The organism is Methyloceanibacter superfactus (genome assembly GCF_001723305.1).
Lineage (GTDB): Bacteria > Pseudomonadota > Alphaproteobacteria > Rhizobiales > Methyloligellaceae > Methyloceanibacter > Methyloceanibacter superfactus.
Map to the genome: position 1 here is coordinate 1 of NZ_LPWF01000027.1, position 16921 is coordinate 16921.

At 65.0% G+C, this 16921-nt stretch carries 14 protein-coding genes and 5 pseudogenes; 14 read left to right on the top strand and 5 right to left on the bottom strand.

Going from position 1 to position 16921, the window contains the following annotated elements; genetic code table 11:
• Positions 1-466: 466 nt before the first annotated feature.
• The 14 genes and pseudogenes from rplU to AUC69_RS09815 all read left to right on the top strand — a co-directional run.
• Positions 467-906, top strand: a pseudogene (gene rplU / locus AUC69_RS09750) (50S ribosomal protein L21); the annotation flags it as partial.
• A 141-nt stretch (positions 907-1047) separates the two neighbouring features.
• The gene (gene rpmA / locus AUC69_RS09755) at positions 1048-1311 is read left to right on the top strand and encodes a 50S ribosomal protein L27 (protein WP_069442003.1); all 264 of its coding nucleotides are present in this window, start codon (positions 1048-1050) and stop codon (positions 1309-1311) included.
• A gap of 68 nt (positions 1312-1379) precedes the next feature.
• Entirely contained in the window at positions 1380-1910 is a 531-nt protein-coding gene (locus tag AUC69_RS09760) for a GNAT family N-acetyltransferase (RefSeq protein WP_244500196.1), read from the top strand.
• A gap of 70 nt (positions 1911-1980) precedes the next feature.
• Positions 1981-3018: a GTPase ObgE gene (gene obgE, locus AUC69_RS09765; RefSeq protein WP_069442004.1), complete on the top strand. Its 1038-nt coding sequence runs from the start codon at positions 1981-1983 to the stop codon at positions 3016-3018.
• Positions 3015-4139: a glutamate 5-kinase gene (gene proB / locus AUC69_RS09770; protein WP_069442005.1), complete on the top strand. Its 1125-nt coding sequence runs from the start codon at positions 3015-3017 to the stop codon at positions 4137-4139. Before obgE ends, proB begins: the two co-directional genes overlap by 4 nt.
• A gap of 10 nt (positions 4140-4149) precedes the next feature.
• The gene (locus AUC69_RS09775; RefSeq protein ID WP_069442006.1) at positions 4150-5436 is read left to right on the top strand and encodes a glutamate-5-semialdehyde dehydrogenase; all 1287 of its coding nucleotides are present in this window, start codon (positions 4150-4152) and stop codon (positions 5434-5436) included.
• The gene (locus AUC69_RS09780; protein ID WP_280136639.1) at positions 5433-6050 is read left to right on the top strand and encodes a nicotinate-nucleotide adenylyltransferase; all 618 of its coding nucleotides are present in this window, start codon (positions 5433-5435) and stop codon (positions 6048-6050) included. Before AUC69_RS09775 ends, AUC69_RS09780 begins: the two co-directional genes overlap by 4 nt.
• Before the next feature lie 173 nt (positions 6051-6223).
• Positions 6224-6634: a ribosome silencing factor gene (rsfS, locus tag AUC69_RS09785; protein ID WP_083239298.1), complete on the top strand. Its 411-nt coding sequence runs from the start codon at positions 6224-6226 to the stop codon at positions 6632-6634.
• A gap of 45 nt (positions 6635-6679) precedes the next feature.
• Positions 6680-7161, top strand: a pseudogene (rlmH, locus tag AUC69_RS09790) (23S rRNA (pseudouridine(1915)-N(3))-methyltransferase RlmH).
• Between the two features lie 87 nt (positions 7162-7248).
• Positions 7249-8613, top strand: coding sequence for a murein hydrolase activator EnvC family protein (locus tag AUC69_RS09795; RefSeq protein ID WP_083239299.1), 1365 nt, complete (start codon positions 7249-7251; stop codon positions 8611-8613).
• Positions 8613-9962: a S41 family peptidase gene (locus AUC69_RS09800; protein WP_083239331.1), complete on the top strand. Its 1350-nt coding sequence runs from the start codon at positions 8613-8615 to the stop codon at positions 9960-9962. Before AUC69_RS09795 ends, AUC69_RS09800 begins: the two co-directional genes overlap by 1 nt.
• Before the next feature lie 87 nt (positions 9963-10049).
• The gene (locus tag AUC69_RS17060) at positions 10050-10685 is read left to right on the top strand and encodes a hypothetical protein (protein WP_141700723.1); all 636 of its coding nucleotides are present in this window, start codon (positions 10050-10052) and stop codon (positions 10683-10685) included.
• 103 nt (positions 10686-10788) lie between these two features.
• A pseudogene (locus AUC69_RS19720) lies at positions 10789-11339 on the top strand (divergent polysaccharide deacetylase family protein).
• A gap of 10 nt (positions 11340-11349) precedes the next feature.
• Entirely contained in the window at positions 11350-11886 is a 537-nt protein-coding gene (locus AUC69_RS09815; RefSeq protein WP_069442011.1) for an RNA pyrophosphohydrolase, read from the top strand.
• 184 nt (positions 11887-12070) lie between these two features.
• Here the strand turns inward: AUC69_RS09815 and AUC69_RS19725 are convergent.
• From AUC69_RS19725 to AUC69_RS09835, 5 genes and pseudogenes are all read right to left on the bottom strand, one after another.
• Positions 12071-12283 (bottom strand): annotated as a pseudogene (locus AUC69_RS19725) (FoF1 ATP synthase subunit delta/epsilon); the annotation flags it as partial.
• Complete coding sequence (gene atpD, locus AUC69_RS09820; RefSeq protein WP_083239301.1) at positions 12283-13770, bottom strand: F0F1 ATP synthase subunit beta; 1488 nt, start codon at positions 13768-13770, stop codon at positions 12283-12285. The gene atpD and the pseudogene AUC69_RS19725, both read right to left, overlap by 1 nt.
• 20 nt (positions 13771-13790) lie before the next feature.
• A pseudogene (locus AUC69_RS09825) lies at positions 13791-14677 on the bottom strand (F0F1 ATP synthase subunit gamma).
• 7 nt (positions 14678-14684) lie between these two features.
• Positions 14685-16214, bottom strand: a complete 1530-nt coding sequence (atpA, locus tag AUC69_RS09830; RefSeq protein ID WP_069442012.1) for a F0F1 ATP synthase subunit alpha — start codon at positions 16212-16214, stop codon at positions 14685-14687.
• Positions 16214-16774, bottom strand: coding sequence for a F0F1 ATP synthase subunit delta (locus tag AUC69_RS09835; protein ID WP_069442137.1), 561 nt, complete (start codon positions 16772-16774; stop codon positions 16214-16216). The genes atpA and AUC69_RS09835 overlap by 1 nt, the downstream gene beginning before the upstream one ends.
• Between the last annotated feature and the right edge of the window lie 147 nt (positions 16775-16921).

Sequence of the window (16921 nt, forward strand, 5' to 3'; positions counted from 1 at the left end):
GCCTCGGGGGTCCCCGCTCCGCCCACCTGCGCTGGACGCGTGGGTCGTCGGGTGAGGCGCGCGAACGATCTGCGCGCCTGTGCCACTGGTGAGAAGCCGTGCGGAAGGGGGCCTGATATCGCCGGATGTGGCGCGCCGTTAGCGCCCGCCGCGGGTCTCGCAGAGCCCCGCGGAACCTATTAGGACTCTGCGCCAAGCGGCGCGCCACCCCCTTCTCGGGGCCCATTTCGTGGGAAATGGGAGACATGGGAGGACGGATCAGCACTCGCGGGGCAGGCCCCGGCGAGACGCTGACGGCTGCGCCGGAGCGGCGAAAAAATGGCGGCTTTGCCAAGCCTTTTAACGCCTGCTAGCAATTGACTTATCGGCTTTGGCCTCTATATTGCGCCGCTTATCGCTCCTTTAGAGGCTCTGCCCGCGCGCCTAGTCGCTGGCAAATCAAGCCCCAAGAGACGGAATTTGAGACATGTTCGCGGTCATTCGCACGGGCGGCAAGCAATATCGCGTGGCGCCAAACGACATTATCGAGATTGAGAAGATCGCGGGTGAGCCCGGCGATATCGTCGAGCTTGGCGAGGTTCTGCTGCTCGGCGGCGATTCCCCCAAGACCGGCAGCCCGACCATTTCCGGCGCACTCGTGGCGGCCGAGGTGATCGAGCAGAAGCGCGACGACAAGGTCATCGTCTTCAAGAAGAAGCGCCGCCAGGCTATCGCCGGACCAAAGGCCATCGCCAGATGCTGACCGCGCTTCGCATCACCGAGATCCTGACCGACGGCAAGAAGCCCTCCAAGGCCGCTGCCAAACCGGCGCCTAAGAAGGTCGAGGCGAAGGCAGAGACCAAGGCTGCCGAGACCAAGCCTGCTGAAGCCAAGGCTGCGGAGAAGCCGGCAGCGAAGAAGGCTGAGGCCAAGCCCGCCGCCAAGAAGGCAGCGCCGAAGACCGCGGCCAAGAAGGCTCCCGCCAAGGCGGCGGCCAAGAAATCAGCCGCGAAGGCCCCGGCCAAGAAGGCCGCAGCCAAGCCGAAGAAGAGCTAAAGGAAGACCACCATGGCACATAAGAAAGCAGGCGGCTCATCGCGTAACGGCCGGGACTCGGCCGGGCGGCGGCTTGGTGTCAAGAAGTCCGGCGGTCAGAGCGTCATCCCGGGCAACATCATCATTCGCCAGCGCGGTACCAAATGGCACCCGGGCGAGGGCGTCGGCATCGGCAAGGACCATACGATCTTCGCCGTGCGCGACGGTCAGGTCGAGTTCGTGACCAAGCAGAAGGGCCGGGTCTACGTATCGGTGAAGCCGAACGAGGCCCATTAGCCTCACCCCACCGTTCTCCGCCCAACACCCTCCCGCGCGCGCCGAAGCGCGTGTAGCCTCATTGTCCCGTGAAGATCAAAACGCAAAGGTTGACCTTGCGGCCGGCGGCGCTTGCCGACGCGGCGCGCGTCTCCATGCTCGCCGGCGATTTCGACGTCGCGTGCATGACCGGCACGATTCCGCACCCATATAGCGAGCAGATGGCGGCCGAGTGGATCGCCGGCGCGCTTGAAGGCGAGGAGGGCGTCGTGTTCATGATCGAGCGGCAGGAGGGGCTCATCGGCTGCACCGGCTATCGGGCCATGGCGGCCGACTATGCCGAGCTCGGCTATTGGATAGGCAAGCCCTATTGGGGCCGGGGCTACGCCACCGAGGCGGTGCTGGCGCTGATCGCTCACGCTTTCGACGCGGACGGATTCGACTTTCTGATGGCCGGTCATTTCGCCGATAACCCGGCATCGGCGGCGGTTCTGCGCAAGCTCGGCTTTGTCGCCCAAGGGGGTGAGCTGCGCGACTGTGCAGCGCGGAGCGCGCAGATGGAGTGCGTCACCTACCGTCTCGGCCGTGCCCAGGCCCTGGCCAATGTCCGTTGGCCTTGAACCGTTTCCAATCAGGCCGGTCCTACCGTGACTAGTGCAACGGTAAGACCTCTAGTGCTAAGCCCTTCCCATGCAGTTTCTCGATCAAGCCAAGGTCTATGTCCGCGCCGGCGACGGTGGCAACGGGTGCGTGAGCTTCCGGCGGGAGAAGTTTATCGAGTTCGGCGGTCCTAACGGCGGGGATGGCGGCAAAGGCGGCGATGTGATCGTGGAGTGCGTGGCCAACCTCAATACGCTGCTCGATTTCCGTTATCAGCAGCATTTCAAGGCCAAGAAGGGCGGCAACGGCTCGGGCCAGAACCGCACCGGTGCGGGCGGGGCCGACGTGGTGCTCAAGGTGCCGCCCGGAACGCAGATCTTCGATGAGGATGGTGAGACGCTGATCGCCGACCTGACGGAGCCTGGCCAGCGCATCACGCTGCTCAAGGGCGGCAATGGCGGCTTCGGCAACGCGCGGTTCAAGTCCTCCACCAATCAGGCGCCCCGCCATGCCAATCCCGGGCAGAAGGGCGAGGAGATGTATATCTGGCTCCAGCTCAAGCTGATCGGCGATGCCGGGATCATCGGCCTGCCCAATGCCGGCAAGTCCACCTTCCTCGCCGCGGTCAGCGCCGCCAAGCCCAAGATTGCCGACTACCCGTTTACGACGCTTCACCCCAATCTCGGCGTGGTGAGGATCGACAGCACCGATTTCGTACTTGCCGACATTCCTGGGCTGATTGAAGGCGCCCATGAAGGCGCAGGGATCGGCGACCGCTTCCTCGGTCATGTCGAGCGCACCGCCGTGCTGCTGCATCTGGTCGATGCCTCGCTCGAGGATCCGGTCGCGGCCTATGAGATCGTGCGCGGCGAGATCGAGGCCTACGGCGACGGCCTCGAGGACAAGCCCGAGGTGCTTGCACTGTCGAAGGCTGATGCGGTGCCGCAGAACGAGCTGAAGAAGAAGGTCCGCGCCCTGAAGAAGGCGGCCGGGGTTCAACCTCTCATCGTCTCGGCGGCGAGCGGCGAGGGCGTGCCGGAGGTGTTGCGGGCGCTGGCGACTGAGATCGAAGCGGTCCGGACGGTCGAGAAGGCGGCCCCCGTCAGCGAGGCGGGCTGGCGGCCATGAGACAAGAATGGACCTCCGCCCACCGCATCGTGGTGAAGATCGGCTCGTCGCTATTGGTCGACAGCGCGGCGGGCACGCTGAAGGGTGAATGGCTCAACGCGCTCGCCGACGATATCGCGGACCTGCGACGGCAAAGCAAGGACGTGATCGTCGTCTCCTCCGGCGCTATCGCGCTCGGCCGCAACGCGCTCAAGCTGCCGAAGGGCGCGCTTAAGCTTGAGGACAGCCAAGCGGCGGCCGCCGTCGGTCAGATCGATCTGGCACATGCTTATGAGGAAGCGTTCCGCGCGCGTGGACTTGTGGCGGCGCAAGTTCTCGTCACGCTCGGCGATACGGAAGAGCGCCGGCGCTATCTCAATGCGCGCAGCACGCTCACCACGCTGCTCAAGCTCGGTGCCGTGCCGGTCGTCAACGAGAACGATACGGTGGCGACCAACGAGATTCGCTATGGGGATAACGATCGCCTCGCCGCGCGCGTCGCGTCGATGACGAGCGCCGATTGTCTCGTGCTGCTGTCCGATGTGGACGGCTTCTACACCGCGCCCCCCGGCTCTTGCGCGGATGCGCGGCGGCTCGACGAGGTGCGCGAGATCACATCCGAGATCGAAGCCATGGCCGGCGACGTGGGTTCCGAGCTGTCGCGCGGCGGCATGGTCACCAAGATCGAGGCCGCGAAGATCGCGGTGCAAGGCGGTACCGACATGGTGATCGCCAGCGGCAAGGTCATGCACCCGTTGCGCGTGCTGGAGACAACGGGCATATGCACCTGGTTCTTGGCGCGGTCAGATCCCATGACGGCGCGCAAGCGCTGGATCGGCGGTACGCTTGAGCCGCGCGGCGCCTTTATCGTGGATGCCGGCGCGGCGACAGCACTCGGCTCCGGCAAGAGTCTATTGCCGGCGGGCGTGACGCGCGTCGAAGGCCATTTCGAGCGCGGCGACGCGGTGGTGATCAAGAACGGCGACGGGCTGGAGATCGGACGCGGGCTATCGGCCTACGGACACGAGGAGGCCGCCGCCATTATCGGCCGCAAGAGCGGTGAAATCGGCGACATTCTCGGCTACCTTGGCCGGCCCGAGCTGATCCACCGGGACGACATGACCCTGACCCGCAAAGGCTAGAGTTTTCGCGATGTCCATTACCGCCCAAAACCCCGAAGCGAGCATAGAGCCGATGATGCTCTATATGGGCCGGCTCGCGCGCGAGGCGGCGGGCGAGCTGGCGCTGGCCGCCACGGACGTGAAGAACGCGGCGCTCGGCCGCATGGCGGCGCGGCTCGAAACGGGCAGCGAGAAGATCATCGCGGCGAACCGTCAGGATCTCGAGGCGGCCGAGAAGAAGGGGCGCGACGCGGCCTTTCTCGACCGGCTGCGGCTCGACGGCTTACGCATCGCCGCCATGGCCAAAGGCCTGCACGAGATCGCAGCTCTTCCCGATCCAGTCGGCACCACCATTGCCGCGTGGACGCGTCCCAACGGACTCGAGATCGCGCGCGTGCGCGTTCCGCTCGGGGTCATCGGCATGATCTATGAGAGTCGCCCCAATGTGACGGCGGACGCTCGGGGCCTCTGCCTCAAGGCTGGCAACGCCGTGATGTTGCGCAGCGGTTCGGACAGTTTTCTGACCTCGCTGGTCATTGCCAATCTGCTGACCGAGGCGGTCACCGCGTCGGGGCTACCGGAAGCGGCGATCCAACTGGTGCCGACAATTGACCGCCAGGCGGTTGGCTTCATGCTCGGCGGGCTCGACGGAGCCATCGACGTGATCGTGCCGCGCGGCGGACGGAGCCTGGTTGAGCGCGTTCAGCAAGAGGCGCGCGTGCCGGTGTTCGCCCATCTCGAAGGCGTGTGCCACGTCTATGTGGACAAGAGCGCCGATCTCGACATGGCCAAGAACATCGTCGTTAACGCCAAGATGCGGCGCCCGGGAATTTGCGGCGCGGCGGAGACGCTGCTGGTGGATCGTGGCGCGGCGTCGAGCCATCTCGCGCCGCTGGTCGATGCGCTGCTCCACGCCGGATGCGAGGTGCGCGGCGACGAGGAGACGCAACGCGCCGACACGCGTGTCAAGCCTGCTGCCGACGACGATTGGGGAGCGGAGTATCTCGCACCAATCATCGCGGTAAAGGTGGTCGATGGGCTCGACGAGGCGGTGGCGCATATCGCGCACTACGGTTCGCAGCATACCGATGCCATCGTCACCGACGACCAGAACACGGCGAACGCCTTCCTCGCTCGCGTCGACAGCGCCATCGTCTTGCACAACGCCTCCACGCAATTCGCCGACGGCGGCGAGTTCGGCATGGGCGCGGAGATCGGTATCGCCACCGGGCGCTTTCATGCGCGCGGACCGGTCGGCCTGGAGCAACTCACCACGTTTAAGTATGTGGTGCGCGGACAGGGCCAGACGCGGCCTTGAGCGCGGAGCGATGCGCCAAGCTTCCCATTGCGGCGGCCGGTATGCGGATCGGGCTGCTCGGCGGCTCGTTCAATCCGGCCCATGACGCCCATCGCGAGATCAGCCTCACTGCCCTGAAGCGTCTCGGGCTCGACCAAGTGTGGTGGCTGGTCACGCCCGGCAATCCATTGAAGGACGTCTCGAGGTTACCGGGCTTGGCCGAGCGGGTGAGGGCGGCCGAGACGCTCGCCCGCCATCCGCGGATCAAGGTCACTGGCTTCGATGGCGGGCGCGGGTCCGGCTACACCGTCGACCTGCTCAAGGCCCTCAAGCAGCGGTTTCCCAGCGTTCACTTCGTCTGGCTCATGGGCGCGGACAACCTGGCCCAGTTCCACCGCTGGAAGGCGTGGCCGGAGATCTTCGCCATAGTGCCGATCGCGGTGCTGGACCGGCCCGGTTACCGGCTCAAGGCCCGTGCCGCCCCTGCGGCCCAGCGATTCGCCCCCTATTACGTGGACGAGAGCGACGCGGCGGGCCTTGCGGACCTCGAGCCCCCGGCTTGGACGGTCCTCAGCCACAGGCTGTCCGGCCTGTCGTCGACCGCCCTTCGCGAAACTGTCTTGAAATCAGTCTAGAGAGCCAAATAAGAGCAAGAAAAGGCGCGGCCAATACTAGCTATTGAAACCTGGCGACGGCGCATACTATCTTTAGGGTGTGAAGCGGCGATTGAGAGGCTCCTCCAGCATCATGCGCGAGACACGGCCAAGGCCGCTTCCGGGAGCAATGGCGAAAGGACACTCACCAAAACATGCGCTCACTTAGAGAGGGTGCCGAACACGGCACGCCTCCTACCGGATTTGCGTCATTCCGCGCCGATCCGAAAAGACTGCTCAAGATCGTGCTCGACACGCTCGATGGCTCCAAGGCCGAGGATGTTGTCGTTATCGACTTGAAGGGTAAGACCTCAATCGGCGACCACATGGTGCTCGCCTCGGGTCGCTCGCAGCGGCATGTCGGCGCTGTCGCCGACCACCTCATCAAGAAGTTGAAGGATGAAGGCTATGGCCGCGCTCGCATCGAAGGCCTGCCCCAGTGCGACTGGGTGCTGATCGATGCCGGCGATGTCATCGTCCACGTCTTTCGCCCCGAGGTTCGTGACTTCTACAACCTCGAAAAGATGTGGTCCGCCGACCGGCCCGTGGAGCGGATGGTGGTTTGACCGGTTGCTAACCGCGACCGGCGGCGCTCGCGCGACAGGTGAGCCATGCGGCTCCTGATCGCCGCCGTCGGGAAGTTGAAGCAGGGCCGGAGCGGGAGCTCTACACCCATTATCTCGGCCGCGCCGAGGCGCTCGGGCGGACCTTGAGCCTGACGCCGCTGACGAGCGTCGAGCTACCGGAATCCAGGTCCGCAAGCGCCCCCGGCCGCCAAGCGGCGGAAGCCGAGGCCCTGCTCGGCAAAGTGCCGCCTTCCCATACCCTCATCTGTCTCGATCCGGCCGGGAAGACCCAGTCGAGCGAGGCCTTCGCCGGCACCCTGGCCAAGGTCAGGGACGGCGGGGCGGCGGGGCTCGCATTCCTGGTGGGCGGAGCTGATGGGCTCGGCCAGGCCGTCCATAACAGGGCCGATCTGAGCCTCTCATTCGGGCCCATGACCCTGCCGCACGGGCTCGCCCGGATCGTCCTGGCGGAGCAAATCTACCGGGCGATGACCATCCTCGCCGGCCATCCCTATCACCGGGCCTGACGAACGGCCTAAGGTTAAGGATTCGTAAGCGTTTTGCCTTGATTCTGCCGCTTCCTTCCGGTGCCATCGACTGAACGGCCAGGACGTATGGCGCAATCCGATCGATTGGCTTTTTCAAGACGAAGACTTCGGTCCGCTCTGCTCCTCGCCGGGCTGCTCTGCGCGTCGCCGTGGGCGGCTGTTGCCGAGGACGATCTCTCCCGTGACGAGGCCAAGCAGCGTCTCGATGCGACCGAACAGGAACTGCAGTCGAGCCGGGTCAAAGCGGAGGGCCTCACCAAGGACCTCGCTGCCCTGGCAGAAGAACGAGCGCGGCTCAACAGCGAGCTGATCGAGGCCGGTCAGAGGGTGCAGGAGAGCGAAGCGAAATTGTCGGAGACGGAAGGCAAGCTCGCCGAGCTTACCGAACAAGTGACGGTCATTCAGAGCTCGATCACCGAGCGGAAAGTCGCCATCGTCAAGATGCTGAGTGCCATGCAGAGAATCGGCCGGACGCCGCCGCCGGCGATCGTGACCCGGCGCGACGATGCGCTGGCCGTGGTGCGGGGCGCCATGCTGCTGGCCGACGTCTTTCCGGAGCTGAAGTACCAGGCCGACAATCTGTCCCATGAGCTTGAAGGGTTGGTGACTCTCGAGACCAGCATCCGCGAGCGGAGGGATGAGCAGAAGCAGGAAACCGACCGCCTTGCCGCCGGTCAGGCGCGCCTGGACCGTCTGCTCAAGGAGAAGAAATCGAAGCTGGCCCAAGGCGAGGCGGAACTGGTCCAAGTCAGACAATCGACCGAGCAGTTGTCGCGCGAAGCTACCAATCTCAATGAATTGATCGAGCGCCTGGATGTCCAGATCGCCCGGGCGGAGGTCGCGCAATACGATGCCGAGATCGCCGCCGAGAAGGCTCTCCGGGCACGGTTGCAGCAGGAGGTGATGGCAACCCCCGCGAACGAGAACGTGGTGGAGATCAAGCCGGAATCGACGAAAGTGGCTTTCGCCAGCCCCGATCGGCTCAAGCCCGCCCTGCCGTTCGAGCAGGCCAAGGGCACATTAAGGTTGCCGGCCCAGGGACGTCAGTTGAAGCGCTTCGGCGATCTCGATACGGCCGGCGCGCCCCTCAAGGGAATTTCCCTGCAAACCCGCGACGAAGCCCGGATTACCGCCCCCGCCGACGGCTGGGTGGTCTATGCCGGGCCGTTCCGGTCCTACGGGCAACTCTTGATCATAAACGCGGGCGGGGGCTATCATCTTTTGCTTGCGGGGATGAGCCGTATTGACGTGAGCCTCGGCCAATTCGTGTTAGCTGGCGAGCCCATCGCCGTGATGGGAAACCCAAAAGAGTCGAGCATCAGCAGCGACGACATTTCACGCCCCGTCCTCTATGTCGAGTTTAGGAAGGACGGCAGGCCAGTAGACCCCGGTCCATGGTGGGCCGAGGCATCCGGGAAGGTACAAGGATGATGCGGAAATCCGAATACGCGCTTTGGGCGCTCTTGGTCTTGGCCGTGCTCGCTGCCGGGACGACAATGGTGAGCCTGGCCCGAAGCCAGTCGGCCTCCGCCGCCAACTCGGAGATTTATAAGCAGCTCGACCTGTTCGGCGAGGTGCTCGAGCGTGTGCGCGCCGACTATGTGGAGCAGCCCGAAGACTCCGAGCTCATCGAGTCGGCGATCAACGGCATGCTGACGGCTCTCGACCCGCATTCCGCTTATCTCACCCCGAAACACTTCCGCGACATGCAGGTGCAGACCCGCGGCGAGTTCGGTGGTCTCGGGATCGAGGTCACCATGGAGAACGGCGTGGTCAAGGTCGTGTCCCCGATCGAGGATACGCCGGCTTCGCGCGCCGGGCTGATGAGCGGTGACCTGATCACCCATCTGGACAAGGAGCAGATCCTCGGCCTTACCCTGCAAGAGGCGGTCGAGAAGATGCGCGGTCCGATCAACTCGCCGATCTCTCTGACCGTCGTTCGCAAGGGCGTCGAGGACCCCTTCGAGGTGAAGGTCGTCCGCGACATGATTCACATCAACCCGGTCAAGTACAACGCCGAGGGCGATGACGTCGGCTATGTCCGGCTCACGACCTTCAACGAGCAGACCACGGAGAATATGCAAAAGGCGATCGAGGACCTGAAGAAGCAACTCGGACCGAATCTGAAGGGCTACATCATCGATCTCCGCAACAATCCAGGCGGTCTGCTCGACCAGGCGATCTCGGTGTCCGACGCCTTCCTCGACCAGGGCGCCATCGTCCTGACCCGCGGCCGCAATCTGGAAGAGACGCAGCGGTCGAATGCGCGAACCGGCGACATCACCGACGGCAAGAAGATTGTGGTGCTGATCAATGGCGGCTCGGCCTCGGCGTCGGAAATCGTCGCCGGCGCTCTGCAAGACCATCACCGCGCGACCATCATCGGCACCCGCTCCTTCGGCAAGGGATCGGTGCAGACGATCATCCCGCTTGGCTCCAACGGCGCGCTGAGGCTTACGACCGCGCGCTACTACACGCCGTCGGGCCGCTCGATCCAGGCCAAGGGCATTGCACCTGAGGTCGTGGTCGAGGAGGAGTTGCCGGAAGAGCTGAAGAAGAAGGTCGAGATCCAAGGCACGCGAGGCGAGGCCAATCTCCGCGGTCACCTCAAGGGCGAATATGAGGCCCAGGAGGGCGAGGAAGTCGAGGAAGAGTCCGGAAGCTCCTCCTACGTGCCGCAGGACAAGGAAAAGGACACGCAGCTCAACTACGCGCTCGACCTCCTGCGAGGCATCAAGTCGGTCGATACCGAAACCAAGAAGAAGGCTGAGGCCAATTAAGCCTGTCGGGTCTGATCGCGGCGATGGGTGCCCCGGAGAAGAGGCGCTAGCCCCAGAATACGGCCGGGAAGCGGGGAGAACGAAACGATGAAAGCCCTGGCCGTCGCAGCGGGGATTGTGTTCTGGACGTTGGTGCTGGGTGTTGCCGTGCTCGTGTTTTTTCCGGGCGGCAATGAAGGCCAGCCAGTCGCCGTCCTCCAGGTCGATCCGGCCCCCGCGCCGCCACCCGCGGCGTCTGCGCCGCAAGCGGGTGCCGGCAATTTCGACCTGCCGCCGGGCTTCGCCGTTACGGGGCCCGCCTCGGTCCCATCGGCGCCGCGGCAGCCCGCCGCGCCGCAGCTCGCCCCGCCGGGGCAAGGCACCACCATGGTGCCGGTCGGGCCGCCGGCCATGGGAGTGCCAGGGCCTGGAGGCTCGCTGCCGCAGCCGACCGATCGCTTTGGCGAGGCCTCGTCACCGGACGCGCCCAAAACGGCTGAGGCGGATGCGGCTGGGACCAAGTCCGATCTTCCCCAAGTCGCCGCCGCGGATCTGACCGCCGGTATCGACAACACGGGCTCGATCCCATTGCCGACAGTGCGCGCCGGCGACTGGTGGAGGAGTCCAAATACGGACCGTTGCCCAAGATCGCCGCCGACGGTCGCCGCCCCGCCGAAGTCTACGCGCGCCCGTCGCGCTATGCGCAAACGGCAGGCGGTCCGCCGCGTGTGGCTGTGCTGGTGAATGGGCTCGGCGTTCCGGGCGCACCGGACGGCGACGTGATCAAGGGCCTGCCGCCCCCCGTCAGCATCGCCTACGGCGCTACGGGCGCAGCCTCCAGGAGTGGGTGACACGAGCCCGCGCCGAGGGCCACGAGGTTCTCCTCGCGATCCCCCTGGAGCCGAACGACTACCCGACCGAAGATCCCGGTCCCCACACTCTCCTCACGACCCTCCCCACAGAAGAAAACATCAAGCGGCTTCACTGGCTGATGTCGCGCTATGCCGGCTATGTAGGTGTCACCAACCACATGGGTGCGAAGTTCGAGACCACTCAAGCCTCGTTCCAGCCGGTGCTCGAAGACTCAAGCGCCGCGGTCTGATTTATCTCGATGACGGCAGTGTCCAGGGCTCGGCAGCCGGGCAAATCGCCGCCGGGCTCGGCCTCACCTATTCGATCGCCCAGGTTCGGCTGGACAGCGGCACGTCCACTGCCGAGCTGGCCAAGGCGCTGGCCGAGCTCGAGGCCGCCGCCAAGGCCAGCGGCACGGCAATCGGCGTCGCCAAGGCATCGCCCGGTACCGTCAAGCAGATCGCCGACTGGGCCGGATCGCTCGAGGCCAAGGGCCTGGTTCTCGTGCCCGTCAGCACCGCGATGCGGTCGCAGCGGCAGAGCTGACCTCATCTCCATGACAAAGACCTCCCGCCTGCCTTATCGGCCTTGCGTCGGGGTGATGCTGCTCAATGCCGAGGGCCAGGCTTTTGTCGGCCGTCGCGCCAACCGCAAGGGCGCCTCGGAAGGCGAGGGCCGGTGGTGGCAAATGCCGCAAGGCGGAATGGACAAGGGCGAAACGCCGGAGCAGGCGGCGCGGCGCGAGCTCTGGGAGGAGACCGGTGTACGACGTGCGCAGTTCATCGCCCACGCCAAGGACTGGCTCTACTACGACCTGCCGCCCGAGCTTGTCGGTGTCGCCTGGAAGGGGCGGTATTGCGGGCAGAAGCAGATGTGGTTCGCCGCGCGCTTCGAAGGTGCGGAGAGCGAGATCGACCTGAAGCCGGATCCTGGCCACAAGGCGGAATTCGATGCGTGGCGCTGGGTGCCGGTGCGGGACCTGCCGGATCTCGTGGTCCCGTTCAAACGAGACGTCTATACGGCGCTCGTCGCGGAGTTCGCGCCTCTTCTGGCGGGTGAGCCCGCGAAAGCTCAGCGCGACGAGGAAGCCTAGAGGTCGAGGGTCGCCTGGACCTGGCGCAGATGGTCGAGCTTGGTCTGGGCACGGTCCTTGCCGTCGTCAACGGCGTCGGTGACGTCATCCTCGGCATCCCGAATGGCCTGAGCCAACTGGTCGGCCTCAGGTCGTCGAGGTCGATGGCTGTCTCAGCGAGCACGGTGAGGCCGGCCGGGTTGACCTCGGCGAAGCCCGCGCGGATGAAGAAGCGCTGGCTCTTGCCGCCGGGGAAACCGATCTCGAGCAGTCCGGGACGCAAGGTGGAGAGGACCGGCGCGTGGTGCGCGAGCACGGTCATGTCGCCCTCGGCGCCGGGCACGAGCACCTGCTCCACGTCGGCGGAGACGAGAAGCCGTTCCGGCGATACCAGCTCGAATTTGAACGGGTCAGGCATTACGCAGCCTCGGCGGCAAGCTTCTCGGCCTTGGCGATGGCCTCGTCGATGGTGCCGACCATATAGAAGGCCGCCTCGGGGAGGTGATCGTACTCACCTTCGCAGAGGCCCTTGAAGCCCTTGATGGTGTCGGCCAGATCGACGAACACGCCGGGCGAGCCGGTGAAGATTTCGGCCACGTGGAAGGGCTGGGACAAGAAGCGCTCGATCTTACGGGCGCGGGCCACGGCGATCTTGTCCTCTTCCGACAGCTCGTCCATGCCGAGAATGGCGATGATGTCCTGGAGAGCCTTGTAGCGCTGCAGGATCTCCTGCACCTGGCGGGCCACCGCGTAGTGCTCCTCGCCGACGATGCGCGGGTCGAGCATGCGCGAGGTGGAGTCGAGCGGGTCCACGGCGGGATAGATGCCCTTCTCGGCGATGGAGCGCGACAACACGGTCGTGGCGTCCAAATGCGCGAAGGACGTGGCCGGGGCCGGGTCGGTCAGGTCGTCGGCCGGCACGTAAATGGCCTGCACCGACGTGATCGAGCCCTTCTGGGTGGTGGTGATGCGCTCCTGCAGCGCGCCCATGTCGGTGGCGAGCGTCGGCTGATAGCCCACGGCCGAGGGAATGCGGCCGAGCAGGGCCGACACTTCGGAACCGGCTTGGGTGAAGCGGAAGATGTTGTCCACGAAGAACAGCACGTCCTGGCCTTCGTCACGGAAATACTCGGCGACGGTCAGACCGGACAGACCGACACGGGCGCGGGCGCCGGGCGGCTCGTTCATCTGGCCGTAAACCAGAGCGCATTTGGAGCCCTCGACGGAGCCCTTGGACGGGTCCTTGTTCACGCCGGACTCGATCATCTCGTGATAGAGGTCGTTACCCTCGCGGGTGCGCTCGCCCACGCCGGCGAACACGGAGTAACCGCCGTGCGCCTTGGCGACGTTGTTGATCAGCTCCATGATGAGCACGGTCTTGCCCACGCCGGCGCCGCCGAACAGGCCGATCTTGCCGCCCTTGGCGTAAGGCGCGAGCAGGTCCACCACCTTGATGCCGGTGACCAGAATCTCGGACTCGGTCGACTGATCGACATAGGAGGGAGCCGGGGCATGGATCGGGCGCCTCTCGTTGGTGCCGATCGGACCCGCTTGGTCCACGGGCTCGCCGACCACGTTCATGATGCGGCCCAAGGTCTTCTCACCCACCGGCACGGCGATCGGCTCACCGGTATCGACCACGTCCTGGCCACGCACGAGGCCCTCGGTGGAGTCCATGGCAACGGTCCGGACAGTGTTCTCGCCGAGATGCTGAGCGACCTCGAGCACGAGGCGCGTGCCTTGGTTTTCGGTCTCCAGCGCGTTCATGATCTTCGGCAGCTCATCGTCGAACTGCACGTCCACCACGGCGCCCATGACCTGGCGTACATGGCCCTTGGGGCCTTTGCCTGCGGCGATCCGCTTCTCTTGTGACTTGGTCTCAGCAACCACGGGTTTCTTTGCCATCGGTACGTTCCTTTAGGTGACTAGAGCGCCTCGGCGCCGGAGATGATCTCGATCAGCTCCTTGGTGATCTGGGCCTGGCGGGTGCGGTTGTAGAGCATGGTCAGCCGGTCGATCATGTCGCCGGCATTGCGGGTGGCGCTGTCCATGGCGCTCATCCGCGCGCCCTGCTCGGAGGCCGCGTTCTCAAGCAGCGCCTTGAAGATCTGCACGGCGATGTTGAGAGGCAGAAGCTCGGTGAGAATCTCGGCCTCATCCGGCTCGTATTCGTAGACGGCGCCGCCGAGATTTGCCTCGGCCGAAGGCGCCTCATCCGCGATCGAGGCCGGGATGATCTGCTGCGCGGTCGGGACCTGGCTGATCACCGACTTGAAGCGCGAGAAGAACAGGGTGGCGACATCGAATGCGCCTTCGTCGAACAGGGCCAGCACCTTCTCAGCGACCTGCTCGGCATTCTCGAACCCGAGCTGACGGATGCCGCGGAACTCGATCGTGTCGATGATCAGCCCCTTATACTGGCGGCGGAGTTGGTCGTAGCCCTTCTTGCCGACGCAGAGGATCTTCACCTCTTTGCCTTGGCCGACGAGACGATTGATGTGCTCGCGGGCAAGCCGGACGATCGAGGAGTTGAAGGCGCCGCACAAACCGCGCTCGGAGGTGCAGACCACGAGCAGGTGAACGGCGTCGTTGCCGGTGCCGACCATCAACGGCGGCCCGCCTTCGCGGCCCTCGAGCGCCGTGGCGAGATTGGAAAGCACCGATTCCATGCGCGTCGCATAGGGCCGCGCGGCCTCGGCTGCAGTTTGCGCGCGGCGAAGCTTCGCCGCGGCCACCATCTGCATGGCTTGGTGATTTTCTGGGTCGCCTTGACCGAGGCGATACGGTTGCGGAGCTCTTTTAGAGACGCCATGGATTAGCTACGCGAAAGCCTTGGAGAATTTCTCGACTGCATCCTTGAGCTTCTTGCCGGTCTCGTCGGAGATCTGCTTCTTCTCGCGGATGTCGTCGAGGATGTCCTTGTGATCGGCGCGCACAAAACGCAGCAGCTCGGCCTCGAAGCGCCCCACGTCGGAAACCTTGATGGGATCGAGGTAGCCGTTCACGCCGGCATGGATCACCACCACCTGCTCCTCGACCTTCATCGGTGAGAATTGAGGCTGCTTCAGCAGCTCGGTCAGGCGCGCGCCGCGGTTCAGCAAGCGCTGGGTCGTGGCGTCGAGGTCGGAGCCGAACTGCGCGAAGGCCGCCATCTCACGATACTGGGCGAGCTCACCCTTAATCTTGCCGGCCACCTGCTTCATGGCCTTCACCTGGGCGGCGGAGCCCACGCGGGACACCGAGAGGCCAACGTTCACGGCCGGGCGGATTGCCTGGTAGAAGAGATCCGTCTCAAGAAAGATCTGGCCGTCGGTGATGGAGATCACGTTGGTCGGGATATAGGCCGACACGTCGTTGGCCTGCGTCTCGATCACCGGCAGCGCGGTCAGCGAGCCGGAGCCGTTGTCCTTGTTGAGCTTGGCGGCACGCTCGAGCAGGCGCGAATGGAGATAGAACACGTCGCCCGGATAGGCCTCGCGTCCCGGCGGACGGCGCAGCAGCAGCGACATCTGGCGATAGGCCACGGCCTGCTTGGAAAGGTCGTCGTAGCAGACGAGCGCGTGCATGCCGTTGTCGCGGAAATACTCGCCCATGGCGCAGCCGGCGAAGGGCGCCAGGAACTGCATCGGTGCCGGGTCGGACGCGGTGGCGGCGACCACGATGGAGTAGGGCAGCGCGCCGTTCTCCTCGAGCGTCTTCACGAACTGCGCGACAGTCGAGCGCTTCTGGCCGATGGCGACGTAGATGCAATAGAGCTTGGCGCTCTCGTCACCGCCCTCGTTGATCGACTTCTGATTGAGGATGGTGTCGAGAATGATGGCGGTCTTGCCGGTCTGGCGATCGCCGATGATCAGCTCGCGTTGGCCGCGACCGACAGGGATGAGCGCGTCGATGGCCTTGAGGCCGGTCTGCATGGGCTCATGCACCGACTGGCGGGGAATGATGCCCGGCGCCTTCACGTCCACGCGGCGTTGCTCGTCGGATACGATGGGGCCCTTGCCATCGATGGGATTACCGAGCGCGTCGACCACGCGGCCGAGCAGGCCACGGCCCACCGGCACTTCCACGATGGCGCCGGTGCGCTTTACGATGTCGCCTTCTCTAATGTTGCGGTCGTCGCCGAAGATCACGATGCCGACATTGTCGACTTCGAGGTTCAGCGCCATGCCGCGCGTGCCGTCGGCGAATTCGACCATCTCGCCGGCCTGGACCTTGTCGAGGCCGTAGACACGGGCGATACCGTCACCGACGGAAAGCACTTGGCCGACTTCGGCGACTTCGGCTTCCTGCCCAAAATTCTTGATTTGCTCTTTGAGAATCGAGGAGATCTCGGCGGCCTTGATATCCATTAGCCAACCTCTTTCATGGCGTGCTTGAGACTATTGAGTTTGGTGCGGAGCGAGGTGTCGATCATGCGGCTGCCCACTTTGATCGTGAGACCGCCGATCAGACTGGGATCGACTCTTTGCTCCAGCATGACGTCCTTACCGAGGGCTGCCTTCAGCGCCTGCTTGATGGCGGTGACTTGCGCTTCGGTGAGGGCCGCCGCTGCGGTGACGGTGGCGCTCGTCTCGCCGCGGTGGTTCGCCAGCATGGCGCGGAAACCGCGGATCATGTCGGGTGCGGCGAACAGGCGGCGATTCTTGGAGACGAGCAGCAGAAAATTCTTGGTGAGGCCTTCGATCTTGAGCTCGTCGAGGATGGCGGCGAGCGCCCGGCCTTGCTCTTCGGCGGAGAACACGGGGCTTTTCACCAGCCGCTGCATGTCCTCGACCGCATCGAGCGCCTCGCCGAAGCGCGTCACATCGGCCTCGACCTGCTCCAGCGCCTTCTCTTCGAGGGCAAGCTCGAACAGGGCGGTCGCATAGCGGCCGGCCACGCCCGATACGATATGGTCCTCGCCTGCCACTTCGATAAACGCCTCTTGCTCAGGGGCGGGCGCAATCTTCGCGCGTCCCACCCGCGGACCCCGGAAAATGCTGGGATTTAGAGCCTCCGCGCCTGCGGGTGAAACCCCCCGAAAACGTGCCCCGGAAACCCCGCGGAGCCTGTAACA